Source organism: Acidobacteriota bacterium (assembly GCA_028874215.1).
Classification (GTDB): domain Bacteria; phylum Acidobacteriota; class UBA6911; order RPQK01; family JAJDTT01; genus JAJDTT01.
The window spans coordinates 1-24,904 of sequence record JAPPLF010000027.1 but is presented as its reverse complement, the minus strand read 5'-3'; the positions used below and the strand labels follow the sequence as shown (position 1 = coordinate 24,904).

Here is a 24,904-nt window from a genome sequence, read left to right as displayed (position 1 = left end):
CCGCCGGATTCACGGGGAAAGGTGACGGGATTGGCGGGACCGACGAGACTCGAACTCGCGACCTCCGGCGTGACAGGCCGGCGTTCTAACCAAGCTGAACTACGGCCCCGCTCGGCCGAACGGCCATTATATTCATTCCCCTTCCGTCAGGCAACGAGGACGGACGAGGAGTGAATGAAGAGGTATTGGCAAGGCACGATGGTGGCGGGGGCAAGACGCAGGGTGAGCGATGAAGAGGGGGACAGGTATTTTCCCTCTCCTGGAATAGACGGGTTCTTGGATTTGGCAGCCGGTCCGCGATTCCGTCGACAGCTCTGAAAGCGCCTACTGACAGTTGTACTGTTGGTTCAGCCGCTCCTGCAGGCGCTGTCGGATAGCGCTGTGGTCGGCGTCAGCCAGCTTGCACCAATAGGGGAAGCCGTCTTCGTCGCTGACGATCCACTCGATGGCCTTCTTCTTGAGCAGGCGATAGTCTTTGCGGGAGTTTTCCTTGACGATCCGCAGGTCGATGACGGCTTCGTGCCACGCCTGTCTCAAGATGGCAACAGCTAAGTTTCGCTCGGACCTGAAATCTACCTTTTGACGCGTCTCGGTGTTTCGACCGATGCCCCTCATCCGCACGGTCAGCGATCATAACACAAGTTCATGGATTTCCTAAGAAAAAACTGAACCGGGTCCCGGAGCGGGAGGTTCCGAAAGCTGGCAGACCGTGGAAAAAGCGGACGCCGTATCCTCTTCTTCCCTCATTCCCTGGAAGCCGGGACGATGGTCAAGGTGACCCGCTCTCCCTCTCGCCGAACGACAATATCGGTCGGAGAGCCGATCTCCAGAAAATCGATGGCGTAGGTGTAGTCGTAGATATCCCTGATCTCGCGTTCGGCCAGGCGCACGACCACGTCTCCCGCCCGGACCCCCGCCTTTTCGGCGGGCCCTCCGGGTGCAACCCCCGAGAGGCTGAGACCCTCATTCTCGCCCTGGGCGTAATCGGGGATCGTACCCAGGTAGGCTCTCAGTCCGGTCCTGGCCCCTCGCCTCCTGGGGTCGCTCATTTCCTTGTAATCGGGACGATCGGGGTCCTCCAGGAGCTGGACGGCAATCCGGCTCAGGAATGACGCAATCTTCCGCGTCCCCTGGTAGTTGAGTTTTTCGGGGCGGTCTCCGGGCGTGTGGTAGTCCTCGTGGGAACCGGTGAAGAGACTCAGGATCGGGACCTGTTTGACGTAGAAGGAGGTGGCGTCGGTGGGCAGATGGCTCTCGGGCTGCATCACGATGGGCAGGCCGAGATTCAGATTGGCCCGCTCGATGGCCGCGGGCCAGACGGAGCTCGAACCGACGCCCTGCACCACCAGGGAATGTCTCAACCGCCCCACCATGTCCAGATTCAGATAGGCCAACAGGTCGTTTTCGGACCCACCCTCCTGGTCCGATCCGTAACTCTTCATGAAATGGTTCGAGCCCAGGAGACCCAGCTCCTCCCCGGACCAGAGCGCGAACAGCACGTCTCGTCCCGGCGGAAGGCCCCCCTGGTCCCGGAGGTCCACGAGATGCTCCGCCATCTCCAGAACGGCGGCGACCCCGGACGCGTTGTCGTCGGCCCCGTAGTGGATTCCACCCTCCTGGTCTGACCGGGCCAGCGACGAAGCGGTGGCCCCCGAGCCCAAATGGTCCACGTGGGCTCCGACCACCAGCACTCCGTTCGCGGCCTTGCCGGGCTCCGCCTGCAGCAACCCCAGAACGTTGCGGCCCGTCCTCTCTTCCGTGTTCAGAGCGACGTTGGAAGCCATCTCGACACCGGGCAGCACAAACCCCATCTGCAGTTCCCCGGAATCCAGTCCCAACTGAAGCTCTTGCAGCGTCCGGCCGTCGGACTCCAGGAGAATTCCGGCGGCCCGGTCGGTGAGGGAGATGACGGGAAGGCGCCCGTCCGTGACCGACCCGTCCAGCCTCAACGGGATCAGCTCCCGCCGGACCTTGGAAGCGGGACCGCTGGCGATGAGGAGTCCCTTGGCCCCCCGGTCCAGGGCCTGCATGGCCTTGTAGCGAAGGCTTCCATAGCGGGCCAGATGCCGCCGCCGTTGGGGAGACACCTCTTCCGGGTAATAGCGCAACACCATGACCCACTTGCCGGCCACGTCCAGGTGAGCGTACGAATCGTAACCGGCGTTGTCCTCCAATTCCGGCGCCACGATTCCATACCCGGCGAAGACCACCGGCGAGGCTCCGAAAGATCCCGCGGCCGAGAAGGACAACGGCCTCCAGTCGTGGTCCACGCGCAACGGCTTCTTCTCGCCTCCACTCACGATCTCCAACCGGTTCCCGGTGCCCAGGGAGACTCCCGCCGTGAAGGGGAAGGACTGGAAGTAGGATCCGTCGTCTCCAGCCGGCTCCAATCCCAGGCGAGACAGGACCGAAGCGGCGTACGCGGTGGCCAGAAGCTCTCCCCGGGTCCCGGTCATTCGCCCCTCCATCTCCTCGGAAGCCAAACGGTTCACGTGGCGGCGAAGGTCCTGATCGCGGATCCGGGACGCGCTCGGAATCTCCGGTCCGGGATCGGCGGCCACCTGCCCTTCCGGCGCGGAGAGTCCCAACAGGCGTCTCGCCTCACGGTCGTCCCAGCCGGCCAGGAATATCTGGGAGGTCTTCCCGGGAGTCCGGTTGGAGGTCCAGGTCAGCGTCTTGCCGTCCGGCGCGAAGACGGGCAGACCATCGAATCCGGGGGTCCGGGTGACGCGGACCGGTTCGGAGCGACCCTCGGCGGACACCAGGTAGAGCTCGAAGTTGTCCAGGCCATGAAGGTTGGTGGTGAAGACCAGGTAGTCTCCGGAAGGATGGAAAAAGGGCGCCCAGGACATCTTCCCCAGTCGCGTCACAGGCCGCTGGCGGTCTCCGTTCGCGTCCATCAGGAAGATCTCGGCCACCATTCCGTCCTCGGTGAACCTCCGCCAGCAGATCGTCCGGCCGGAGGGGCTGAAGAAGGGACCGCCGTCATATCCCGGTGAGGCGGTCAGCCGGAGAACGTCGGTTCCGTCCGAATTCATGGAGTAGAGATCCAGGAAGGACGAAGGGTCCCCGTCCCGCGACTTCACCTGCTCCGGAGTCAGACCGCCTTCGTAGGCCAACCGGTTCGAGGCGAACACGATCCGTCCGCCTTCCGGAGACCAGGAGGCTTCGGCGTCATATCCCAACTTGTTGGTGAGGTTGCGAAAGGTCTCCGTTTCCAGCGAGAGCCCGTAGATCTCATATTCGGGATCGAAGTCCCACGTGTACCGGCGGGTTCGTCCCGAAGCCCGGCGCTCGAATTCCTCCCGTTGCTTCCGGCCGGATTCGGGATCATGGTGGGTCGAAGCGAAGAGGACCTGGCCGCCCGACGGATGAATCCAGCCGCAGGTGGTCTTGCCGTGGCCGGGAGAAAGCCGGCTCACCTCTCTCCGGACCAGGTCCATCAAGTAGATCTGGAAGAACGGGTTTTCCTCCTCGCGCTCGCTCTGGAAGATGAAAAGGGAGCCGTCCGGACTGAAATATCCTTCTCCGGAACGCCGGCCTTCGAACGTGAGTTGCCGGATCTCGGAGAGCAGCGGCTCTCCTTCGCCCGAAGAAGATCTGGGTTCAGGGGCCGGTTGTCGACTGAATCCCTGGATGCCCGAGATGGCCGCCAAGACCAAGGCCGCCAGCAGGGTGGAAGATGACCCGGGACGCGCAGCGGGTGACCCGTCTCTCATGGGGCTACAATATCAGTCCCTGCCAATAGGGGCACCATTTGTGGTTGCCCTCTTTCGTCGCGTGTCGCGGGCCCCAGATTCCAGGGAGCGTGGGGAAAAAAGAATGGGGGACAAGAATGTCCCCCCTCCTGTTTGACACCCGAAAAGAGGGGTGACTATTCTGCCGGGATGGCCTCGGACCCCACATCGACGCTGCAGCGGGCCCCCCTTCGGGAGGGTGAACTGGTTCTGCTCATCGGACCCAAGAACAAGCGCCACATGTTTCAACTGCGCCCGGGAGGCCTCTTCCACCACTCCCATACCGGACACGTCTACCATGACGAGATCGTGGGCAAGCCCCCCGGCTGCCGATTTCTGAGCCGCCAGGGAATACCCATCGTCTGCGTGCGGCCGACCCTGGAACGGTACGTTCTCAAAGGGCTGCGCCGCCGCACCCAGGTCATCTACCCGCGCGACTCGACACATATCCTGATCCGGGGAGACATCTATCCCGGAGCCCGGGTCCTGGAGGCGGGCCTGGGGTCCGGATCGGTGGCCCTGGTTCTGCTCCGTTTCCTGGGCCCGCAGGGTCATCTCATCTCCTACGAGCGCCGGGAGGAGTTCGCTTCGATGGCCCAGGATACGCTCTCCGAATTCGCGGGCCTCTACGGGGCTTCGGGAGCGCGGCACACGGTCGTTTTGGAGGACGTCTACGAAGGGATCCGGGAGAAGGACCTGGACACGATCCTGCTGGACGTCCCCGAACCGGATCGTGCCGTCGACTCGGCGGCGGCGGCGTTGAGACCCGGCGGCAGCCTTCTCTGTTGGCTCCCCACGGCGCTTCAGGTGTACCGGCTGGTGAGAAAACTGCAGCGCGACCCGGACTGGGCGCACATCGAAACCACCGAGTCGCTGGTCCGTCCCTGGCACGTCAGCGAGGAGTCCATCCGGCCGGTTCATCGGATGGTGGCGCACACCGGTTTTCTGGTTTCCGCCCGGCGCGTCTACCCGGAACCGGAGGATCAGAACTCCACGGTAGGAGCCGTTTCGGCTCCCTCGGAGGCTTCGAAGTAAGCCGTGCTGCGCTCGAAGCCGAAAAATCCGGCCACCAGGTTGGTGGGAAACCGGCGTACCGTGGTGTTGTAGTTCTGGACCGTCTGATTGTAACGGCGCCGCTCCACGGCAATCCTGTTCTCGGTCCCGGTCAACTCATCCTGCAGGGCCAGGAAGTTCTGATTGGACTTGAGATCCGGGTAGCGCTCGGCAACCAGGAGCAGGCGGGACAGGGCTCCTTCCATCCGGCCGGCGACCTGAGCCTTGTCGGCGGTGGTCCGGGCCGCTCCCCACTGGCTGCGCAATCGGGTGACCTCGGTAAAGACCTCCCGCTCCTGGGCCGCAAAACCCTTCACCGTGTTCACCAGGTTGGGGATCAGGTCGTAGCGCCGCTGCAATACCGTCTCCACCTGGGCCCAGGCGCTCTCCACCCCCTCGTTCAGGGTGACCAGCCGATTGTAGGAGCCGGTCAGACTCATGCCGATGATGAGGAACAGAACCAGCAACACTCCCAACGACACGCCCAAGACGATCAATACCTTCTTCAAGACGACAACTCCTGTTCCTCAGCTCGCTCCCGCCCGTGTACGTAGCTGTCGATGGCGTCCACGACGGTCTCAACGGTCTTCAGATAGTCCCCGAAGAGGGCGTCCGCATTGACCTTTCTGACCTTGATCCGCCCTTCCTTGAGGGCCTCGACGTTCTCGAACGGCGTGGCATCCAATGGGATTTGCCGCGCCAGGGCCGCCAGAGCGTCCAGTTTCCTGGCCGGGGCCTCGACCTGGTAGAGGCGAAGGGCCGCCCGAAAGAGAACCAGGAAGGAGGCGACCGAACGGACCAGGACCTCCACCACGGCCCGGGGCTTGCCGCCCGTGATCAGGTAGGCTTCGCGGAGTTGGATCAGCTTCCCCTTGAGCTCCGACTCCACCTGGTGCCTCAGATTCTCTTCATTGACCGGAATCCGACTCAGGATGTCCTCGCCGTAAAGGACCCGGTTCGCCGCCTTCATGTCCAGAATTTCGATGGGGAAGACGTCCGCCGACTGCTTCAGCCGCTCGAGGGTAAACAGCAGCGGAGGCGGATTCCCGGCCTTGACCCAACGCCGGGCCGGGCCGGAGAGGGCCCGCAGCTCCGCCACCCCCAGGCGTTCGGCGATGACGAGCACATTGTAGTCGGAGCGCTTCTTTACGAAGTCGCCGGCGACGGCCGACCCGTACAGAATGACCGACCTGAGACTCAAGGGTTGGACTTTGCGCAGTTTCTCGACTAGTTCTTCCGGTTTCATTTCCTCAACCCGACTCGCAACCTACCAGCTCCTGCCGGCGCCTCCTCCTCCGGAAAGCCCGCCGCCGAAGCCGCCGAAGCCCCCTCCCGAAAAGCCGCCGCCATAACCGCCGCGCGGGAACCCGGCACCCATCCCCAGCGGCAGGAACATTCCCAACAGGGGCCGCCGGAGGAAAAGGAACAGCAGAAACAGGAGATAGAGCAGATTGCCGGCGCCCGGACGGCGGCTTCGCCGGGAATCCCGCGGGACGGCGGCCCCACTGAGAGTGACTCCCGAATCCTGTGCGATCACCCCGGCAATGGTGAGCGCGCCCCGCGCCAATCCTCCGCCATGGCGGCCGTGGCGGAATTCCGGCAACACCGCCTGATCCAGAATACGTCCCACCCTCGCGTCCGGAAGGATTCCCTCCAAGCCGTAACCGACCTCGACCCAGATCTTGCGATCCTCCAGCGAGGCCAGCATCAGAACGCCGTTGTCCTTGCCTTTCCTCCCCACTCCCCAACGCTCGAAGAGGCGATTGGCGAAGTCCCGGATCTCTCCGCCCTTCAGAGACCGGAGAGCGACCACTGCGATCTGAGCCGTCGTCTTCTGCTCCAATTCCCTGAGCCGGCCCTCCAGCGACCGCCTCAGATTGGCGTTCATCACGCCCGCATAGTCGCTGACGTAGCCCTGGGGCTTCAGACTCTCCAGCAGCGTGTCCGACTCGACCTGGGCCTGGGATGGACTGCTCAGCAGGAGGAGCAGGGGCGCCAACAACCAACGGCTCGTCTTCACGGGCTCCATTGTACTCGACTCGCCGCCGGCGCTGACGTCGTTGAGAGCCGAACCCGGCGCAATCTCAAGGCGTTGGCGATCACCGAGAGAGAGCTGAGAGCCATGGCCGCGGCGGCCAGCATGGGATTCATCGTGATTCCCCAGAGGGGATACAGGACCCCGGCCGCGACCGGCACACCCAACATGTTGTAAAGAAACGCAAAAAACAGATTTTGGCGAATGTTGTCCAGGGTCGCCCGGCTCAATCGGAGCGCTTTGAGGATGCCGTTCAGATCCCCCCGCAACAGCGTTACTCCGGCACTTTGGAGGGCCACGTCGGATCCCGTGCCCATGGCGATGCCCACTTGGGCCAGCGCCAGGGCCGGCGCATCGTTGACGCCATCTCCCGCCATGGCCACGATCCGGCCTGCCTCCTGGTATCCACGGATCAGATTCGCCTTCTCGTCGGGCAGCATCTCCGACCGCACCCGTTCGATCCCCAGCTCACTCGCCACGGCGTCGGCCGTGGTCCGGCCGTCCCCGGTGACCATGACGACGCGTACGCCCTCAAGCCTCAGTTGCGCCAGAGTCTCCCGGGCGGACGCCTTGAGGGGATCGCCCAGGCCAAGAACGCCGCAGGCCCGGCCATCGACGGCTACGAAGAAGGCCGTCATCCCGCGCAGGCGCAACTCTTCCGCCCGCCGCTCCAGGCCGCCAATCCGGATCGAAAGACCCGCCAGGAACCGCCGGCTGCCCACCGCCACTTCCCGGCCCTCCACCCTTCCCCGGACCCCCTGTCCCGCCACGGCATCGAAACGTTCCACCGAAGGCAAATCCAGTCCTTCCCGGCGCGCTCCGGCGACCACGGCCTCGGCCAGGGGATGCTCGCTCCCCTGTTCCAAGCCGGCGGCGAGTCTCAGGATCTCCCGGCGTCTCCATCCGTCGGCCGGATTCACGGCCTCAAGCCGCGGACGTCCTTCGGTGAGAGTCCCCGTCTTGTCGATCATGAGGGTGTCGACCCGCTCCAGGACCTCCAGCGACTCGGCGTCCCGAATCAGGACGCCCGATCGGGCGCCCTCCCCCACGCCCACCATGATGGACATGGGAGTCGCCAGACCGAGGGCGCAGGGGCACGCGATCAGCAAGACCGCCGCCGCCGTGACGAGCGCGTTGGCCCATCTGGGTTCGGGCCCCAGCAATCCCCACGTCAGCGCCGCCGCCACGGCCACGACGATGACGGCGGGGACGAACCACGCCGCGACGCGGTCGACCAGGCGGTGGACCGGGGCCCGGGAGCGTTGGGCCTCGGTGACCATCCGGACGATGCGCGCCAGGAGGGTTTCGCTCCCGACCCGGCGAGCCTCCATGACCAGCGAGCCGGACCCGTTCGACGTCCCGCCTGTCACGGCATCTCCCGGACGCTTCAAGACGGGGATGGACTCGCCGCTGATCATGGACTCGTCGACGCTGCTCTCTCCTTCCAGCACCCGGCCGTCCACCGGAATCTTGTCCCCCGGGCGCACTCGCAGCCGGTCGCCCGGCTTCACGTCCGCCAAGGGAACTTCTTCATCGCCACCGGCGGCGATCTTCCGGGCGGTGGGCGGAGACAGTTCCAGGAGGGACCGGACGGCCCTGCCGGTACGCGCCGTCGCCCTGAGTTCGAGAACCTGCCCCAGAAGCACCAGGGCCGTAATGACGGCGGCGGCTTCGAAATAGACGCCCACGTGACCGTGGACGTCCCGATAGGCCTCCGGGAAAAGGCTGGGAAAACCGACGGCCGCCAGGCTGTAAAGGTAGGCCGCGCCCGTACCCAGGGCAATCAGGGTGAACATGTTGAGGCTGCGATTCCAAATGGAGGTCCAGGCCCTCCGCCAGAAGGGAAGCCCGCCCCAAATCACCACGGGAGTCGCCAGGAGCAGCTCGAGCCACTGGCGGAGATCCGGAGTCAGGATCCGGGAGATCGGCTGTCCGGACGCCATATCCAACATGGACAGCAGAAAGAGGGGACCCGTGAAACCGAGACTCCAGCGAAAACGCCGGGTCATCTCACGCAATTCTCCGCCGTCTTCCGCAGTTGCTCCGTACGGCTGCAAGGCCATGCCGCATGAAGGACACGACCCCGGCACCGGCGACTCGACGCCGGGACACATGGGGCAGATGTAGCGGCCTGCGTCCCCGTGGTCATGCGCATGGACCTGGGGACGGTCTCCTTCGTGGTGCGCAAGGGCGAGCTCCGGATCGGACCGGAACAGTTCTGCGCAATTCGGGCAGCAAAAATAGTACGTCTTCCCACCGTGGGAGACGTTGGGAACGCCGGGGCCGGGACTCACCTTCATCCCGCAGACCGGATCGATTTCACTTTGCCCGGATACCGGACTCATACTTCCTCCAACGGCAACTCGATTCTGAAGGTGAGCCCGCGGTCCTCGTTGGCCCGGGCCGCAATGGTGCCTCCATGGTTCTTCACGAGTTGAAAGCAGATGGACAGACCCAAGCCGGTCCCCTCGGCCTTGGTGGTGTAAAAGGGGTCGAAGATACGCTCCAAATCCACTCCTTCCGATCCGGAGCCGTTGTCCGAGATTTCGATGGCGACATGCCGGCTCTCCGGCGCCCTGAAGACTCTCGCTTCCAGCACTCCCCCGTCGGGCATGGCCTCGAGGCCGTTGAGCATGACGTTCAGCATGACCTGCCGGATCTGGTCGGGGTCCATGGGCACCGGCGGCACTCGGAGATCGTCGAAGACACGGATTTCGATCTGAGCGTCCCGCGCCGGCTTCTGCAGCAAGGTCACCGTTGAATCGAGAAGCTCTCCGACGGGAGTCGGCTGAATCGACGGTTGGGGCGGCCTTCCGAAGCGGAGAAAGTCCTCCACGATGGCATTGAGCCGAGCGATTTCCTGGTGGACGATGCCAAGGAATTCCCGCTTGGGATGATCGGCGGGGAATTCCCCCGACAAGATCTCGATGGAGCCCTTGATGGTGCCCAGCGGATTCCGGATCTCGTGGGCGATGCCGGCGCTGAGCCGTCCCATGGAGGCGAGACGATCCGCCCGCCTCAGATGCTCGAAGGTCTGCTGCAGCGATTCATACGCCTCGGACAGGCGCCGCGAGGTTCGCTCCAGGTCTCTCCGCTGCCGCCTCTCCCGGCTGGAGAGGACCCCCACCAGGAGCCCGATGGCGTGGTAGAGGCAGATCTCGGCGTATTGGTTGAAGGTGTACATGGGGACGTGATGCCAGTCCCGCTGGATGTGGTAAAGATACAATCCGCTGGTCAGGAGCGCCGTGCAGACCCCGCCGACGGGTCCGTACCAGAAGGCCGCCAGCAGAATGGGAACGTAGTAGACGCGCTGGTAGATCTCGTGCAGATACCGGTGCTCCGTGCTGGTGGTGTAGTGGAAGGCGGAGATGACCAGTACACCGGCCAGAATGGAGGCCGGACCGAGCCAGTTGGCGCGCTGCCCCATCATAACGGAGGTTTTCCCCCACCCCTGATCCGCCGGAGTTCGAACTTCCGCATCCGGTAGATCAGAGTGTTCCTGGTGATTCCCAGGTACCGCGCCGTCCGAACCTGGTTCCACCGGTTCCGCTCCAGCGCCGCCAGCAGGATGTCGCGCTCCAGCTCTTGCAGAGAAAAGCCTTTCTCCGGGAGCCGGAACATTCCCCGGTCCGTATCTCCGGCCGGCCGGCGGATTTCCCCGGGCAGATCCTCGCACTCGACCGTTCCGGTCCGGTTGAAGAGCACCAGCCTCTCGACGACGTTTTCCAACTCCCGGACGTTTCCGGGCCAACCATAGGACTGCAGTCGCGAAACCGCCTCTTCCCCGAACCGCACCTCCTTGCCCAGTTTCCGGGACGACTCATTCTGGAAATGGTGGATCAGAAGCGGGACGTCCTCCCGGCGCTCCCGCAAGGGAGGGATCCTCAACGGCGCCACCGAGAGCCGATAGAACAGGTCTTGACGGAATCGCCCCCCGGCCATGGCCTGGCCCAGATCCTGGTTCGTGGCCGCCAGGATCCGGACGTCCACGGGGGAGGGCTCCGGGTCTCCGACCACATCCATCTCCTTCTGCTGCAATACCCGGAGCAGCTTCACCTGCATATCCAACGGAAGCTCCGCCACTTCATCCAGGAACAGAGTTCCGGTGTCCGCCGCGGCGAACTTTCCCCGCCTGTCGGCGACGGCGCCGGTGAAGGCGCCCTTGCGGTGGCCGAAGAGCTCGGACTCCATCAGGTCCCGTGGAATGGCGCCACAGTTCACAACCACGAAAGGACTATTCTTTCGCGGTCCGTTGAAATGGATGGCCCGGGCCAGCAGCTCCTTCCCGGTTCCCGTCTCTCCCTGAATCAGGACCGTCGTCGCCACCACCGCCAGTTGACGGGCCAACTCCAGAACATCGCGGAACTCCTTGGACGATCCCACGATCCCCCCGAATTCGAACCTGCGCTGCACCTCCCGGGACAGTCTTCGGTTCTCACGAATCAACCGCGTCAGCTCCAGGGCTTTCCGGATGGAATGGTGGATCTCCTCCTGCTCGAAGGGTTTGGTCAAAAAGTCGGAGGCGCCGCCCTTGACGGCGTCGACGGCCCCCTCGATGGAACCGTGGGCAGTCAGGACGATCACGGGAAGATCGGGATCCAGCCGGCGGATCCGTTCCAGCAACTGGAGGCCGTCCATCCCCGGCATGCGCAGGTCGGTGACCACCAGGTCCACCGCGGACTCGCGGACCCGCTCCAGGGCGCGGGCTCCGGAAGAGACGCAGCAAGTGCCGTACCCGAACTGCTGGACCTGGTAACCCAGGACCCGCAGAAAATTCCGGTCGTCGTCGACCAACAGAATCCGTTCGGGTTTCATCTCTCAACTATTGTACCTGGAAAGTGTGTTATATGAGTCATCTGATCTATTTCCAACACCCAATGATTCATATAAATCAAAATTTCGGCTTGTCTCCCGCCGAACCGTCTCCGGGCAACGAGAACTAAATACCTGGAATAAAGGGACTTTTGGCCCCATGCATGGCAGGCGTTCCCGTTGGATCGAAAATTGCGTACGGAAACGAGTGTGCCGGACCAGAGACCATGATGAGATCGACGCTTCCGTTGCTGACGGCCATATTGTTGGGACTGGGCTTCCTCCTGCCGGGGCTGCCGGGAACCTACGGTGCCCAGCCGGACCCGGAGAACGCCTTCCACGTTCCGGACCCTCTGCTGGGCGAATACCTTCGGACCGCCCTCGACTCCAATCCATCCATCCAGACAGCGTATGCCCGGTACCGAGCGGCTCTCCAGAAGGTGCCCCAACAGACGGCTCTGCCCGATCCCGCCCTGACCTTCGGCCGCTTCCTTCGCAGCGTGGAGACCCGGGAGGGGCCTCAACTGAGCACCCTCACGCTCAGTCAGCGGTTTCCATGGTTCGGAAAGTTGGACCTGAAAGGGAAGATCGCCGTCAAGCGGGCGACGGCCCAATTCCGGCTCTTCCGCGCCCGGGAACGGGAAATCGCCGCCGGCGTGAAACGGGCCTTCTACGACGTGGCCTACCTGGACCGGGCCCTGGTCATCGTCCGGGAAGAACAGTCTCTGCTGGATCACTACGAAGATCTGGCCCAAGCCCGATACGCATCGGGAAAGGGGCACCAGCAGGAGGTGATCCGGATCCAGGCCGAGATCAGCCGGACCATGAGCCGGCTGGAACTGCTGCGGCAACAACGCCAGTCGGCGGCGGCGCGGCTGAACAGCCTGTCGGACCAGCCGCCGGAGAAATCCGTGCCGCGGCTCCGGCGCCCCGCTCCGGCGAAGGTGGCGATCAACCTGGAGGAACTCTACGAGCTGGGGGCGCGTCACCGGCAGGAACTCAAGGGAGCCATGGCCCGGATCGAAGCGACGGAGCAGGGCGTCGAGCTGGCGAAGAAGAGTTTTTGGCCGGACGTCACATTGAGCGCGGGAACCGTCAACGTGGGCGGTCTTCCGGCGCGGGACCTGCTTCCGGCGCCGCGTCCCGGCGGCGGCAAGAACGCCTACAACCTCTCGGTGAGCATCAACATTCCCCTTCAGAGGCACAAATACCGCGCGGAGGTGATGGAGGCCGCGGAAAACCTGGTCGCCGAACGAAGCACGTATCGAGATCTGCGGAACCGGATTCAACTCTCCATCCGGGACCTGGCGGTTCGCATCCGGACCCTGTGGAGACAGATGGACCTGTTTGAACGGGTCCTGATCCCCCAGACCCGGGAGGCCCTCCTCTCCGCCGAATCCGGATACCGGAACGGGCAGTTGGGAGCCCTGGAGCTGTTGGACAGCGAACGGTCCTTGCTGGAGACGCAGGTGCTCCAGGCTCGATACGAGGCCGACTACATGCAGGCCCTTGCGGAAATGGAGCAGGCCGTCGGAACACGTTTCCCCGGATCGGGAGAAGAGCGATGAAGGCGAGGGTTCTTTCAGGCTTGCTGGTTTTTCTGGCGGCTTCTGCCCTGATCCTGGTGGATCCTTTCGATTGGCGCCTGATTCATCGGATCCGGACCGGAATTCCCTCCTGGATCGGCATTCCGTCTCCTCAACGGGACACCCCGGAAGGACAACTCTGGACCTGCGGCATGCATCCGCATGTGATCCGGCAGGGGCCGGGAAGCTGTCCGCTCTGCGGGATGCGCCTGAGCCCGTTGAAAGGATCGACCGCCGGCCGGGAAGGTTCCGGGACACACTCGGAAGGTTCGCGGACGCACCCGGAAGGCTCCGGGACAGACCACGCCATGTCCCGTTCCAAGAGCTCGACCGGGTCCATGGGCGACCGCGGTGTTTCCGGCGAAACGTCGACTCGAACCGCCGAAAACCAACAGGCGGACGTCTTGGAAACGGAACTCGATACCCGTCACCAGGACGTGGTTCGAATCGATCCCTCCTTCGTCCAGAACTTCGGGGTGCAGTCGGTCGCGATCCGGCGGGTCGATCTCTCCTTCACCATCCGAACCGTGGGAAACCTGGTTTACGACGAAGGGAAGATGGCCTGGATCAACACCAAGTTCGACGGTTGGATCGAGAAGGCCCACGTCAACTACGTGGGAGAGCCGGTCAAGGAAGGCCAGAAACTTCTGGAGATCTACAGCCCCGATCTGGTGACCAGCCAGCAGGAGTATCTGCGGGCCATGGAATACGCCGAGCGGCTCAGCGGAAACGATTACCCCGAGGTCGCCGAGCGCGCCCGGTCCCTGGTGGTCTCCAGCCGGCAACGCCTGGATCACTGGCACATCGACTTGGAGCAGATCCGTCAACTGGAAGAGTCCCGGGAGCCGCGGCACACGGTGACCCTGGTCTCGCCGGTCGGCGGAGTGGTGGTGGAGAAGATGGACGAGGCCTTGGAGGGAATGCGGGTCCATCCCGGAATGAACATTTACAAGATCGCCGATCCATCCGGCCTCTGGGTGGAAGCGGAGGTCTTCGAGCACCAGATTCCCTGGCTGCAGATCGGACAAACCGCCTCCGTCGAGATCCCCGCCCTGCCGGGACGGAGATTCCGCGGCGCGGTCCGGTTCCTGTCCCCCGCCTTCAGCGACCGGACCCGGACCCTGCAGGTGTCCCTGGAATTGATGGATCCCGATCCGAGCCTCCGCTCCGACATGTACGCCAACGTCACCTTCGACATCTCGTCGGTCCCGGGCGCCCTGGCCGTTCCCGAGGACTCGGTGATCCACAGCGGGCGGCGAAACCTGGTGGTCCTGGATCTCGGAAACGGAGCCTTTCAGGTCCGGGAGGTGGCGTTGGGAAGAAACGGAAATGGATTCTGGGAAGTGAGGAAGGGACTGTCCGAGGGCGATCGCGTCGTGATCTCTTCCCAATTCCTCATCGATTCGGAGAGCCGACTGAAGGAAGCCATTCGAAAAATCGTCTCTCCCAACTCCAAGGGCACGGCGGGGGACACGGGATCCCCCATGCATCATCAGCACTGAGGGTCCGATCCGCGGTGATCTGAGACATGCTGGGAAGAATCATCGACTGGTCCCTGGAAAACCGGCTCCTGATCGTCCTGGCCACCGGTTTCGCCATCCTGGCGGGACTCCATTCCTTCCGGCAGACACCCCTGGACGCCATTCCGGACCTCTCGGACGTGCAGGTCATCATTTACGCCGAGTACCCGGGCCAGGCCCCGCAGGTGGTGGAAGACCAGTTGACCTACCCCATCACCACCCAGATGCTCTCGGTGCCCTATTCGAAAGTGGTGCGGGGCTACTCCTTCTTCGGCTACTCCTTCGTTTACGTCCTCTTCGAAGACGGAACCGACCCGTACTGGGCCCGGAGCCGGGTGCTGGAGTCCCTGAACTACGTCAGCGCCCGCCTCCCCGAAGGAGTGAGCCCCACCCTGGGCCCGGACGCCAGCGGCGTCGGCTGGGCCTTCATGTACGTCCTCAAGTCGGACCGGAGAAACCTGGCCGAGCTTCGAAGCATCCAGGACTGGTTCCTCAAGTACGAGCTCACCTCGGTGGACGGCGTGTCGGAAGTGGCAAGCGTCGGCGGCTTCGTCAGGCAGTACCAGATCACGGTGGACCCCAACCGGCTCCGGGCCTACGACATTCCCATCTCCAAGATTCGCCGGGCCGTCCAGCGGAGCAACAACGAAGTGGGGGGGCGGGTCCTGGAGATGTCGGAAACCGAGTTCATGATCCGCGGCCGAGGCTATATCCGGAACGTGGCCGACCTCCGGGAGATCGCGCTGGCGGTGTCGCCGACCGGAACGCCGATTCTCCTGCGAGACGTGGCCACGGTCCGGATGGGACCCGAAATGCGCCGCGGGATCGCCGAATACAACGGTGAGGGGGAGGTCGTCGGCGGAATCGTCGTGGTCCGGTCCGGAGCCAATACGCACCAGGTCATTCAAGGGGTCAAGGAGAAGTTGGAGGAGCTGCGGCAGGGTCTGCCCGAAGACGTCGAGATCCTGACCGTCTACGACCGGTCGGCCCTGATCGAGCGGGCGGTGAAGACGCTGGGGGAGAAACTCCTGGAAGAGGGAGTGGCGGTCGCCCTGGTGTGCATCCTGTTCCTGCTCCACCTGCGCTCCTCGCTGGTGGCCATCATCACCTTGCCGGTGGCGGTCCTGATCTCCTTCATCGTCATGAAACAGCAGGGCATCGACGCCAACATCATGTCCCTGGGCGGCATCGCCATCGCCATCGGAGCCATGGTCGACGGCGCCGTCATCATGATCGAGAACGCCCACAAGCACCTGGAGGAGGATCGCGGCCGCAAGGACCACTGGAAGATCATCGGCGAGGCCTCCAAGGAGGTGGGGCCGACCCTCTTCTTCGCCATGCTGGTCATCACCGTCTCCTTCATCCCGGTCTTCACGCTGGAGGCCCAGGAAGGGAGGCTCTTCAAGCCGCTGGCCTTCACCAAGACCTGGTCCATGGCGGCGGCCTCGATTCTGACGATCACGCTGGTGCCGGTCCTCATGGGTTACTGGATCCGGGGGAGGATCCGCTCCGAGAAACGGAATCCCCTCAGCCGCATCCTGATCGCGCTCTACGACCCGGTGCTCCGGCTCCTCCTGAGGTGGAAGTGGACGGTCCTGATCCTCACCGCCGGAACCCTGGGTTTGACCTGGTTTCCCTATTCCCGCCTGGGCTCCGAGTTCATGCCTCCCCTGTATGAAGGCGACCTGCTCTACATGCCCACCACCCTGCCCGGAATCTCCACCACCAAGGCCAGGGAAATCCTGCAACAGACGGACAAGATCATCGCTTCCTTTCCCGAGGTCGACCGGGTCTTCGGGAAGATCGGGCGGGCCGACACGGCCACCGATCCCGCACCGCTGAGCATGATCGAGACCACCGTCATGCTCAAACCCGAGTCCGAGTGGCGTCCCGGCATGACTCCGGACCTCCTCATCGACGAACTGAACCGGGCGATTCAGTTCCCGGGCCTCACCAACACCTGGACCATGCCCATCAAGACCCGGATCGCCATGCTCTCCACCGGCATCAAGACGCCGGTCGGAATCAAGGTCTCGGGACCTGATCTGTCCGTGCTCCAGAACCTGGGACAGGAGATCGAGGCGGTGGTCCGCCGTCTTCCGGGGACCCTTTCCGTCTACTCGGAGCGGGTCATGGAGGGCAACTACCTGGACTTCGACATCCGGCGCGGCGCCATTGCCCGCTACGGACTCACCGTGGGCGACGTGCAGGACGTGATCCAGTCCGCCATCGGGGGAATGAACATCACCACCACCGTCGAGGGGCTGGAACGTTATCCGGTGAATCTGCGCTACAGCCGGGAACTCCGGGACAACCTGCCGGCCCTCCGCGAAATCCTGGTTCCCACGCCCCGCGGTTCCCAGATCCCCCTGGGGCAGTTGGCCACCATCCGGATTCGCAAGGGGCCGACTGCCATCAAGACGGAGAACTCCCGTCCCAACGCCTGGATCTACGTCGACCTGGCGGACATCGACGTGGGGAGCTACGTGACGATGGCCCGGCAGGCGGTCGCCGGCCGGGTCGAGGTTCCGGACGGATACAACGTCATCTGGAGCGGCCAATTCGAGCACATGGAGCGGACCCGGCAACACCTGATGGCCGTCGTCCCCATGACCCTGCTCATCGTCTTCGTCATCATCTACCTGAACACGCGCTCCGTCTTCGAAACGGCCATCGTGTTCCTGGCGGTCCCCTTCTCTCTGGTGGGGGCGTTCTGGCTGCTCTACCTGCTCGACTACAACATGAGCGTCGCGGTCTGGGTCGGGATCATCGCCCTGATGGGACTGGATGCGGAAACCGGCGTGGTGATGCTACTCTACCTGAAAGTGGCCTACCGGAAGGCGGTCCGGGAGGGCCGCATGCGAGGGCTTTCGGATCTGACCGAAAGCATCCGCCACGGAGCCGTCCACCGCGTGCGGCCCAAGGTGATGACGGCCTGCATCATCCTGGCGGGCCTGTTGCCCATCATGTGGAGTCATGGCGCAGGAGCGGACGTCATGAAGCGAATCGCCGCGCCCATGGTCGGCGGAGTGACAACCTCCGTTCTCCTGGAACTCTGCGTCTACCCCGTCATCTACTACATTTGGAAGGGTTGGAAGCTGAAATGAAGCGAAGTCTTTTCACACTCCTGACACTGTTCTGTTTCGCCGCGGGGGCCTGGGGAGAAACGGTGCGGGTCCGGCACGACCACGATCCCTGGGGCAAGTGCGAGGGAGAATTGATCATCGACCAGGAGGGGATCGAATACCGGTCGCCGAAAAAGATGGACCACAACCGGAGGTGGATCTGGCAGGACATTCAGAGCGTGGACCGCAAGTCCCCGTCCCGCCTCAGCGTGCTCACCTACGAAGACCAGAAGCTACGGCTGGGCCAGGACAAGGTCTTCGACTTCGAGTTGCTGTCTTCCCATCGGACGTTTTCGGACCAGGCATTGGCGCTCATCTCCAATAAGCTGAAGAAACCGGTGACCGACCGCGTCACCGATCCCATCGACGCCGAGTACCAGGTCCCGGCCAAGCACAAGCACACTTTCGGAGGCTGCGAGGGAACCCTCTACTTCGGCCCGGATCACATCGTCTACGACAGCGAGGACTCGTCGGATTCGAGGAAGTGGAAAAAGGACCGCGACGTGGCCAACGTCTGGTCCTCGCAACGGTACGAGCTGGAGATCCGGACCTACGAGGAGAACCGCCGCAACTTCGACAAGATGCGGGTCTTCCGCTTTCAACTCAAGGAGCCTCTGAATCAGGCATACTATGAGAAACTCCGCCGTGAGTTGCCATAGTCTTTGGCGGCACAGACGGGCCTCCATGGAGACTGTTTCATGAAGGAAAATGGGCCACCGCCCGCCGCTCCGGCCGAACGTGCCGGAACACACTCCAAGGTGCTCCGGGGAACCGCGCTCATTCTGTTATTTCTGCTGCTGGCCGGCAGCACCTATTTCCTGTACACCCTGGAGTCGGGAACCTGCGCCGTTTGCCAGAGACCGTTGCATGGAGATTCAACCTACCGAATCGTACTGGCCGGAGGAGGGAACCTGGACGTCTGCTGCCCCCGGTGCGGGCTCCACTACCAGGAGCTGAACGGACACCGGGTGAAAGAGGCGTGGATCGGAGACACCTCCACAGGAGAAATCCTCCCCGCCGAGCAGGCCGTCTACGTCGAAGACAGTTCGGTCCAACATTGCTGCTCCATGGAACGCCCCCGGGAGGATGGATCCGGCAGTCAGTACACCCTGGCCTGGGACCGCTGCCTGCCCGGCCTGGTCGCCTTCAAAGACCGGCGAAGCGCCCTGGATTTCCAGCAGGACCGCGGCGGCGTCATCAAGAGCTACCAGGAGCTGTTCTCGGCGGGGCATCGGTAACGCCGGATCCGCTTGGCAGCTTGGTCAGGGAGAAAACCATGAAGAGAAGACGATTTCTTGGTGCGGCCACGGCATCGGTGTCGGCGGGATTCCTGTCCGGAGAAGCGTCCGAATCGCTGGCTGCAACCCGGCAGCTCCCCCGGAAACTTTCCCTGCGCCTGGGGACGGTGACGTACAACCTGGGCCGGAATTGGGACCTGGACACGATCATCCGCAACTGCGCCGAAACCGGCTTCGAGGGGGTCGAACTGCGCAGCACCCACGCCCACGGCGTCGAGATCGACATCTCTCCCGAGCAACGCCGGGAAGTCATGATGCGATTTCAGGATTCCCCCGTCCGCCTGGTCGGCCTGGGCAGCGCCTGCGAGTACCACTCGCCCGATCCGGAAATCCTGCGCCGCAACATCGAAGAGACCAAAGCCTTCGTGCGGCTGGCCCACGACGTGGGCGCCCCCGGCGTCAAGGTGCGTCCCAACGGACTCCCCGAGGGGGTCCCCGAGGAGAAGACCCTGGAACAGATCGGACTGGCCCTGAGGGAATGCGGAGCCTACGGCAACGGCTGGGACGTTCAGATCCGGATGGAGGTTCACGGACGGGAAACCGGCCGCATCCCCCGCATCCGCAAGATGCTGGACTACGCCGATCACGACAACGTCCGGATCTGCTGGAACTCCAACAAGACGGATCTTCTGGACGGGGGCGTGGAAACCAATTTCAACCTGATCAAGGACCGGATCTCCCTGGTCCACATGCGGGACCTCTACGTCGAGGAGTACCCCTGGCGGCTCCTGTTCCGCCTGCTCCGGGAGATGGAATACCCGGGCTACTGCATGGCCGAGATCCCCGAGAGCACCGACCCGATCCGCGTCATGCGATACTACCGGACCCTGTTTCGAGCCTTCCAGGATCTGGTCTGAGGCCGCTACTGTAGCCACCCATCACATCGCGGGCCAATTCACCCAAGTGGCGGCGTAGCTGTTCCGGCGCGTCGAAGATCTGGAAGGATCCGGAGTTGATGTTGACGATGCCGATCTCGGCCGCTTCCCGTAACCTCTTCAGTTGGGCTTCGTACTTCTGTTCTTTTCTCTTCATCAACCGGATCCCTTCGCATGGAACCGGGACTCGATGCTCAGATGATCGAGTTTCGCGTCCTTCAGTGGCGCAAATTCAGACCGGACAAACCCAGTGATTTCCGCCGGCGCTTCCGCCTTGAGGCGGCCGATCCCGACGAGATTTTCGCGCTGTTCATGCGCCATCGATTGAGCCCATGAGAACCAGGTGTGAATCCTGGAGGATCCTCGTCAAAAACCCTGTCCCGGAGGCACGGCGGCGTCGGAACTCGCTCGACGTGTACAGCATCGGGTTCACGCGTCGATCCAATTGCTTTTCGGCTGGAGCGAGAGCAGTACAGACCGCTTCCAGCGTCAGAGTATCGGAAACCACAAGGAGATCGATATCGCTGGCCGCCGTCTCCTGCCGTTTTGCGATCGATCCATAGATCAGTGCGAGAGTGATTTGTTTGGAGACGGCTTGCAGCGCAGCGAGAACAGGGTCTTTGAGACCCACGGTCTTTCGGATGATGCTGCAGAGTTCGCGGAACAGAGGCGAGTCGCGATTGGCCTGGTAGTGCTTCTGGCTGCCCACCCAGAATACTGTCGTCAGTCCGCACTCGGCCAGGCGGCACAGTTCACGTTGAACTGTGCCTCGGCCCAGGTCCGCCAGGCCGATGATTTCGGTCACGAAGAAACTGCGATCCGGTTGACCGAACAATAGAGCCAAGACGCGTTGTTGAGTCGTAGTGAACAGCGCATCCCCCAGGGCGGAACTGATTAAAGACGAGTCGTACTGATTCGATACGGGGGACTCTGTTGAGACGAAAGAATTTCCGATACCCATTTCGGGGATGATTATACCTGAAATGGGTATTTAGAATTTTTCCTATATGAAACGGTCCCGATTCGAGTCAGGGATTCTTTCGAGAGCGCTTTCCCTTGTGGGGGTTTTCTGAACTTTCCGACCGAGAACGGGGACAGTTCCTTTTTTTCCTGAGGTAGCGCCCGAACGCTCAACGGGTTGGTGGGAACCCCGCTAACCCGATTCCAACCAGCGCGTGTGGAAAAACTCGCCGCGGGGCCGGTCCACTCGCTCGTAGGTGTGGGCGCCGAAGTAGACCCGCTGGGACTGCAGGAGGTTGGCGGGGAGCCAGTCCTGCCGGTAGCCGTCGTAGAAGGCCAGGGCGCTTGAGATCGCCGGAACCGGGACGCCCCAGCCGACCACCCGGGAGACGACGCCACTCGAAAAGGGGACAGTCACGTGCTCAATGTGAAAAATTCCCCTTTGGGGCACGGAAGCCCATGCGCAACCCAACCTGTGCACCTCACCGAGAAGTCGAACGGGGGCCGCTAGTATTCGGATCCCGAGTTGTCGGCGCTGGTGCCTGAGTCTGGGGCGCTGGTGGCTGGGCCGCCGGCGGTGCCGGACGAGTAGAAGTTGGACGCGGGCTGTTGCGTCCCCCTTTCTTCATGCCATTAATGGTAAACAAGACAGAAGGCTTACTCACGACAGTCTCCTCATTGGGCTAGATGTCCAAACTTGGGAACTCAACAATCTTATTCCCATGCTTCGTCGATAGATACACAAGAACGGGGACCGAGAACGGGGACAGTTACTCTCTCTCCTGACGCAACGTCCGAACGCTCAGTAAGTTGATGGGAATTCAGTTACCCCGATTCCGTCCAGCGGGTGTGGAAGAACTCGCCGCGGGGCCGGTCCACTCGCTCGTAGGTGTGGGCGCCGAAGTAGTCCCGCTGGGACTGCAGGAGGTTGGCGGGAAGCCAGTCCTGCCGGTAGCCGTCGTAGAAGGCCAGGGCGCTTGAGGTCGCCGGAACCGGGACGCCCCAGCCGACCGCCCGGGAGACGACCCGGCGCCAAGACTCCTGGGCACCCTCCACCTGCTCCTTGAAATAGGGATCCAGGAGCAGGTTCTTCAGATCCGGCTCCCGGTCGAAGGCCTCCTTGATCTTGCCCAGGAACACGGACCGAATGATGCAACCGCCCCGCCACATCAGGGCGATGCCCCCGAAATCCAGATTCCAACCGTATTCGGCCGCCGCCGACCGCATCAACTGGTAACCCTGTGCGTAGGAGACGATCTTGGACGCATAGAGGGCCTGCTCCAGGTCATCGACCAGATCCGCTCGAGGCGCGGCGCCGTCCGGGCTGGGTCCGGTCAACAACCGGGAGGCTTCGACCCGGTCCTCCTTGATGGCCGACAGGGCCCGCGCCAGGACAGCCTCGCCGATGAGAGTGAGGGGAACTCCCAGGTTCAACGCCGAGATCACGGTCCACCGCCCGGTTCCCTTCTGACCGGCGGTATCCAGGACCTTTTCCACCAGGGGCCCTCCGTCGCCGTCCTTGACGGCCAGGATGTCCCGGGTGATCCGGATCAGGTAGGAATCCAGCCGCCCCCGGTTCCAGCGGGCGAAGACGCGGCTGATTTCATCCGCGGGCATTCCCAGTCCCGCCTTCATCAGATGATAGGCCTCGCAGATGAGCTGCATGTCTCCGTATTCGATGCCGTTGTGGACCATCTTGACGAAGTGGCCGGCGCCGTCCTCACCGACCCAGTCGCAGCAGGGTTCTCCCCCGTCCACCTTGGCCGACACGGCCTGGAAAAGGGGCCGGACCTGAGGCCAGGCCTCGGCGGACCCGCCGGGCATGATGGAGGGTCCCCGCCGCGCTCCCTCCTCGCCTCCGGAAACGCCGGTTCCGATATAGAGAAGGCCCTTCGACTCCACCAGGGAAACCCGCCGCCGGGTGTCCTCGTAGTTGGAGTTCCCTCCGTCGATGATGATGTCACCCGGCTCCAGGTGGTCCAGGAGCTGCCGGATGAATTCGTCCACCGGCCAGCCGGCCTTGACCATCAGCATGACCCGCCTCGGCCGTTTGAGCATACGGACGAGTTCGTCCAGGGAATGGGCGCCCAGGACCCTCGTTCCCCGGGCCTCCCCCGAGAGGAAGTCGTCCACTTTGGAGACCGTCCGGTTGAAGACGGCCACCGTATAGCCGTGATCGTTCATGTTCAGGACCAGGTTCTGGCCCATGACCGCCAACCCGATGAGTCCGATATCCGCCTTGGCTTCCATATTCGAATTCTCCTGTCCTGTGCGACGAGTTCCCTATTCTAGCGCGAAGCCGTCCATGCGCCGGTAAAGCTCCAGGTGCCGCTCCATGGCCTCGAGATGCCGGCGGCGGCGGGCGGGATCGGGGTCGTAACTCTTTCCCATGGCCGGCGAGACCGCCGCCAGGTCCGAGACCAGACCCAGGGACTCGAGCGCCAGTAGCGCCGTTCCCCGGCCCGTCACTTCGGGCTCGGCGCAGGCGATGACCCGGCGGCCCAGGACGTCCGCCAGGATCTGCAGCCAGGCGGGAGAAGAGAGCAGCCCGGCGCCGCCGCCGATGATCTCGTGCTGCCGGGACAAGTGGGGCTCCATGAGCCGGTAGATCAGGCAAAGCCGGTAGGCCATCGATTCCAGAGCCGCCCGGACGATTTCCGCAGGCCGTGTCGAAAGCGTCAGCCCCACCAGGCTTCCGCGGGCTTCGTCGCGCCACCCGGGACTCCGTTCTCCCGCCAAAAACGGCAGGAAAACCAGGCCGTGGGCAGCCGGCTCCATGGCCTGCAGCTCGGCCTCCAACCGCTCGGGTTCGACATCGGCCTGCAGCCGGCTCGTCAACCACGAGAAGACGCTCCCCCCCTCGGTGGTGGCTCCTCCCATGAGGGGCCGGCCGGCATCGACGAAATAGCTCCAGAGACCCGCCGGAAGGGGGGAAGCAGGACGGTCCAGGACCGCGCGGATGGCTCCGGTGGAACCGATGGTCAGGGCAACCCGGTCCGAACGCACGCAGCCGCTGCCCACGTTGGCGGCGGCCCCGTCTCCCACCGCAGGGAACCAGGGTATTCGATCCAGGGCCGGCCAACGCCGAGCCCAGGGATCATGCAATCCCGTGAAGGGTTTCGTGCAATCGCGAAGCGTCGAAAGCTGAGTCCGCCGGATCGGGAGAAGGGAGATCCAGGACTCGTCCCAGTCCAAGCGGTGGCGGTTCAGCAGCCCGCTCCACGAGGCGGCCGAATAGCTCACGCCGCCGGTCCCAAAGAATCGCGAATAAACGAACTCGCCCAGAGTCATCCAGCGGGCGACCCGGGAGAAGAGCCGGGGCCGGCTCCCCTCCAGCCAGAGGAGGCGGGAGGGCAGGTAGCTGCTGTGGATGGGACACCCCGTCCGCTCGTGGATCTCCGCAGAATCCAGCCTTTTCCTGAGTTCCACGGCAGCCTGCCGGCTGCGGGTGTCGGCATAGGTGTAGATGGGCGTCAACGGCTGGGCCTGCTCATCCACTCCCAGGAGCGTGGGAGAGAGCGTGTCTGAAGCGACGGCGGCGATCCGGGCGCCGATGGACTCGGCTCGGGCCACCGTCTCGTCGAGCGCATCGGATACGGCCGCAAGGACCTCCTCCGGCTCCAGCCAGGCTCCTCCCTCCGGGTCGGTCCAAAGGCGATAGTGGGCCCGGGCCCCGATCCCCCGAAAGGGACGCCCATCCACTCCCCACACCTGGGCCCGCAAGGAAGACGTTCCCGCATCCAGTGTCAGGACATGGGGGTGGGGCGGCCCGACGCCGGTCAAGGTCCGTGCTCCACGGTGATTTCGGGGGCCGTCACACTGCACCTGGGGACACCGGGCGGATACAATAGGGACTTATAAAGACTAGTTGACGTGCGTTGACCAATGTCACGCCTATTGAGT

21 protein-coding genes and 1 tRNA gene are annotated in these 24,904 nt (G+C 63.5%); 8 read left to right on the top strand and 14 right to left on the bottom strand.

Features of this window, described 5'->3' with window-relative positions; all coding sequences use genetic code 11:
- Positions 1–31 precede the first annotated feature (31 nt).
- The 3 genes from OXT71_05185 to OXT71_05175 all read right to left on the bottom strand — a co-directional run bounded on the left by OXT71_05185 (position 32) and on the right by OXT71_05175 (position 3,719).
- Positions 32–109, bottom strand: a tRNA-Asp gene (locus tag OXT71_05185).
- Between the two features lie 215 nt (positions 110–324).
- The gene (locus OXT71_05180; protein ID MDE2925776.1) at positions 325–537 is read right to left on the bottom strand and encodes a hypothetical protein; all 213 of its coding nucleotides are present in this window, start codon (positions 535–537) and stop codon (positions 325–327) included.
- 206 nt (positions 538–743) lie between these two features.
- Positions 744–3,719 (bottom strand): M28 family peptidase, encoded by a 2,976-nt coding sequence (locus tag OXT71_05175; protein ID MDE2925775.1) that lies wholly within the window; start codon positions 3,717–3,719, stop codon positions 744–746.
- Between the two features lie 132 nt (positions 3,720–3,851).
- Here OXT71_05175 and OXT71_05170 point away from each other — a divergent pair, with 132 nt between their 5' ends.
- Positions 3,852–4,772, top strand: coding sequence for a tRNA (adenine-N1)-methyltransferase (locus tag OXT71_05170; GenBank protein ID MDE2925774.1), 921 nt, complete (start codon positions 3,852–3,854; stop codon positions 4,770–4,772).
- Here the strand turns inward: OXT71_05170 and OXT71_05165 are convergent.
- From OXT71_05165 to OXT71_05140, 6 genes are read right to left on the bottom strand one after another with little or no spacing between them, the layout of a single operon-like run.
- Positions 4,721–5,299: a LemA family protein gene (locus OXT71_05165; GenBank protein ID MDE2925773.1), complete on the bottom strand. Its 579-nt coding sequence runs from the start codon at positions 5,297–5,299 to the stop codon at positions 4,721–4,723. The genes OXT71_05170 and OXT71_05165 overlap by 52 nt on opposite strands.
- Complete coding sequence (locus tag OXT71_05160) at positions 5,296–6,036, bottom strand: hypothetical protein (protein MDE2925772.1); 741 nt, start codon at positions 6,034–6,036, stop codon at positions 5,296–5,298. The genes OXT71_05165 and OXT71_05160 overlap by 4 nt, the downstream gene beginning before the upstream one ends.
- Before the next feature lie 21 nt (positions 6,037–6,057).
- Positions 6,058–6,810 carry a TPM domain-containing protein gene (locus OXT71_05155; GenBank protein ID MDE2925771.1) on the bottom strand — a complete coding sequence of 251 codons (753 nt, stop codon included), beginning with the start codon at positions 6,808–6,810 and terminating at the stop codon, positions 6,058–6,060.
- Entirely contained in the window at positions 6,807–9,170 is a 2,364-nt protein-coding gene (locus OXT71_05150) for a heavy metal translocating P-type ATPase (protein ID MDE2925770.1), read from the bottom strand. Before OXT71_05150 ends, OXT71_05155 begins: the two co-directional genes overlap by 4 nt.
- Entirely contained in the window at positions 9,167–10,255 is a 1,089-nt protein-coding gene (locus OXT71_05145; GenBank protein MDE2925769.1) for an ATP-binding protein, read from the bottom strand. Before OXT71_05145 ends, OXT71_05150 begins: the two co-directional genes overlap by 4 nt.
- Entirely contained in the window at positions 10,252–11,640 is a 1,389-nt protein-coding gene (locus tag OXT71_05140) for a sigma-54 dependent transcriptional regulator (protein MDE2925768.1), read from the bottom strand. Before OXT71_05140 ends, OXT71_05145 begins: the two co-directional genes overlap by 4 nt.
- Positions 11,641–11,864: 224 nt before the next feature.
- Between OXT71_05140 and OXT71_05135 the strand changes: the two genes are divergently transcribed.
- Genes OXT71_05135 through OXT71_05110 form a run of 6 tightly spaced genes read left to right on the top strand, consistent with a single transcriptional unit; the run spans position 11,865 to position 20,023 of the window.
- Complete coding sequence (locus OXT71_05135) at positions 11,865–13,205, top strand: TolC family protein (GenBank protein ID MDE2925767.1); 1,341 nt, start codon at positions 11,865–11,867, stop codon at positions 13,203–13,205.
- Positions 13,202–14,725 (top strand): efflux RND transporter periplasmic adaptor subunit, encoded by a 1,524-nt coding sequence (locus OXT71_05130; GenBank protein ID MDE2925766.1) that lies wholly within the window; start codon positions 13,202–13,204, stop codon positions 14,723–14,725. The genes OXT71_05135 and OXT71_05130 overlap by 4 nt, the downstream gene beginning before the upstream one ends.
- A gap of 26 nt (positions 14,726–14,751) precedes the next feature.
- Complete coding sequence (locus OXT71_05125) at positions 14,752–17,850, top strand: CusA/CzcA family heavy metal efflux RND transporter (GenBank protein MDE2925765.1); 3,099 nt, start codon at positions 14,752–14,754, stop codon at positions 17,848–17,850.
- A complete protein-coding gene (locus OXT71_05120; protein MDE2925764.1) occupies positions 17,847–18,527 on the top strand; it encodes a hypothetical protein in 681 nt (226 codons plus the stop codon). The genes OXT71_05125 and OXT71_05120 overlap by 4 nt, the downstream gene beginning before the upstream one ends.
- A gap of 39 nt (positions 18,528–18,566) precedes the next feature.
- Entirely contained in the window at positions 18,567–19,106 is a 540-nt protein-coding gene (locus tag OXT71_05115) for a hypothetical protein (GenBank protein MDE2925763.1), read from the top strand.
- Positions 19,107–19,144: 38 nt separating this feature from the next.
- Positions 19,145–20,023 (top strand): TIM barrel protein, encoded by an 879-nt coding sequence (locus OXT71_05110; protein ID MDE2925762.1) that lies wholly within the window; start codon positions 19,145–19,147, stop codon positions 20,021–20,023.
- Here OXT71_05110 and OXT71_05105 read toward each other — a convergent pair.
- A complete protein-coding gene (locus OXT71_05105; protein ID MDE2925761.1) occupies positions 19,974–20,198 on the bottom strand; it encodes a hypothetical protein in 225 nt (74 codons plus the stop codon). The two genes, OXT71_05110 and OXT71_05105, sit on opposite strands and share 50 nt — an antisense overlap.
- Positions 20,199–20,215: 17 nt before the next feature.
- On the opposite strand from OXT71_05105, the gene OXT71_05100 reads away from it, so the two are divergent.
- Positions 20,216–20,377, top strand: a complete 162-nt coding sequence (locus OXT71_05100; protein ID MDE2925760.1) for a hypothetical protein — start codon at positions 20,216–20,218, stop codon at positions 20,375–20,377.
- Here OXT71_05100 and OXT71_05095 read toward each other — a convergent pair.
- The 4 genes from OXT71_05095 to OXT71_05080 form a co-directional block, all read right to left on the bottom strand.
- A complete protein-coding gene (locus OXT71_05095) occupies positions 20,352–21,002 on the bottom strand; it encodes a nucleotidyltransferase domain-containing protein (GenBank protein ID MDE2925759.1) in 651 nt (216 codons plus the stop codon). The two genes, OXT71_05100 and OXT71_05095, sit on opposite strands and share 26 nt — an antisense overlap.
- Before the next feature lie 192 nt (positions 21,003–21,194).
- Positions 21,195–21,452 carry a hypothetical protein gene (locus OXT71_05090; protein ID MDE2925758.1) on the bottom strand — a complete coding sequence of 86 codons (258 nt, stop codon included), beginning with the start codon at positions 21,450–21,452 and terminating at the stop codon, positions 21,195–21,197.
- 374 nt (positions 21,453–21,826) lie between these two features.
- On the bottom strand, positions 21,827–23,251 hold the full coding sequence (gene gnd, locus OXT71_05085) for a decarboxylating NADP(+)-dependent phosphogluconate dehydrogenase (protein MDE2925757.1): 1,425 nt from the start codon (positions 23,249–23,251) through the stop codon (positions 21,827–21,829).
- Between the two features lie 33 nt (positions 23,252–23,284).
- Complete coding sequence (locus OXT71_05080; GenBank protein MDE2925756.1) at positions 23,285–24,784, bottom strand: gluconokinase; 1,500 nt, start codon at positions 24,782–24,784, stop codon at positions 23,285–23,287.
- Positions 24,785–24,904 lie beyond the last annotated feature (120 nt).

Bases quoted from the DNA above. Each gene is read 5' to 3' on its own strand.
- OXT71_05175 (MDE2925775.1), bottom strand. From the start codon at position 3,719: ATGAGAGACGGGTCACCCGCTGCGCGTCCCGGGTCATCTTCCACCCTG.
- OXT71_05160 (MDE2925772.1), bottom strand. From the start codon at position 6,036: ATGAAACCGGAAGAACTAGTCGAGAAACTGCGCAAAGTCCAACCCTTG.
- OXT71_05150 (MDE2925770.1), bottom strand. From the start codon at position 9,170: ATGAGTCCGGTATCCGGGCAAAGTGAAATCGATCCGGTCTGCGGGATG.
- OXT71_05145 (MDE2925769.1), bottom strand. From the start codon at position 10,255: ATGATGGGGCAGCGCGCCAACTGGCTCGGTCCGGCCTCCATTCTGGCC.
- OXT71_05140 (MDE2925768.1), bottom strand. From the start codon at position 11,640: ATGAAACCCGAACGGATTCTGTTGGTCGACGACGACCGGAATTTTCTG.
- OXT71_05135 (MDE2925767.1), top strand. From the start codon at position 11,865: ATGATGAGATCGACGCTTCCGTTGCTGACGGCCATATTGTTGGGACTG.
- OXT71_05130 (MDE2925766.1), top strand. From the start codon at position 13,202: ATGAAGGCGAGGGTTCTTTCAGGCTTGCTGGTTTTTCTGGCGGCTTCT.
- OXT71_05125 (MDE2925765.1), top strand. From the start codon at position 14,752: ATGCTGGGAAGAATCATCGACTGGTCCCTGGAAAACCGGCTCCTGATC.
- OXT71_05120 (MDE2925764.1), top strand. From the start codon at position 17,847: ATGAAGCGAAGTCTTTTCACACTCCTGACACTGTTCTGTTTCGCCGCG.
- OXT71_05115 (MDE2925763.1), top strand. From the start codon at position 18,567: ATGAAGGAAAATGGGCCACCGCCCGCCGCTCCGGCCGAACGTGCCGGA.
- OXT71_05110 (MDE2925762.1), top strand. From the start codon at position 19,145: ATGAAGAGAAGACGATTTCTTGGTGCGGCCACGGCATCGGTGTCGGCG.
- OXT71_05105 (MDE2925761.1), bottom strand. From the start codon at position 20,198: ATGAAGAGAAAAGAACAGAAGTACGAAGCCCAACTGAAGAGGTTACGG.
- OXT71_05100 (MDE2925760.1), top strand. From the start codon at position 20,216: ATGGAACCGGGACTCGATGCTCAGATGATCGAGTTTCGCGTCCTTCAG.
- OXT71_05095 (MDE2925759.1), bottom strand. From the start codon at position 21,002: ATGGGTATCGGAAATTCTTTCGTCTCAACAGAGTCCCCCGTATCGAAT.
- gnd (MDE2925757.1), bottom strand. From the start codon at position 23,251: ATGGAAGCCAAGGCGGATATCGGACTCATCGGGTTGGCGGTCATGGGC.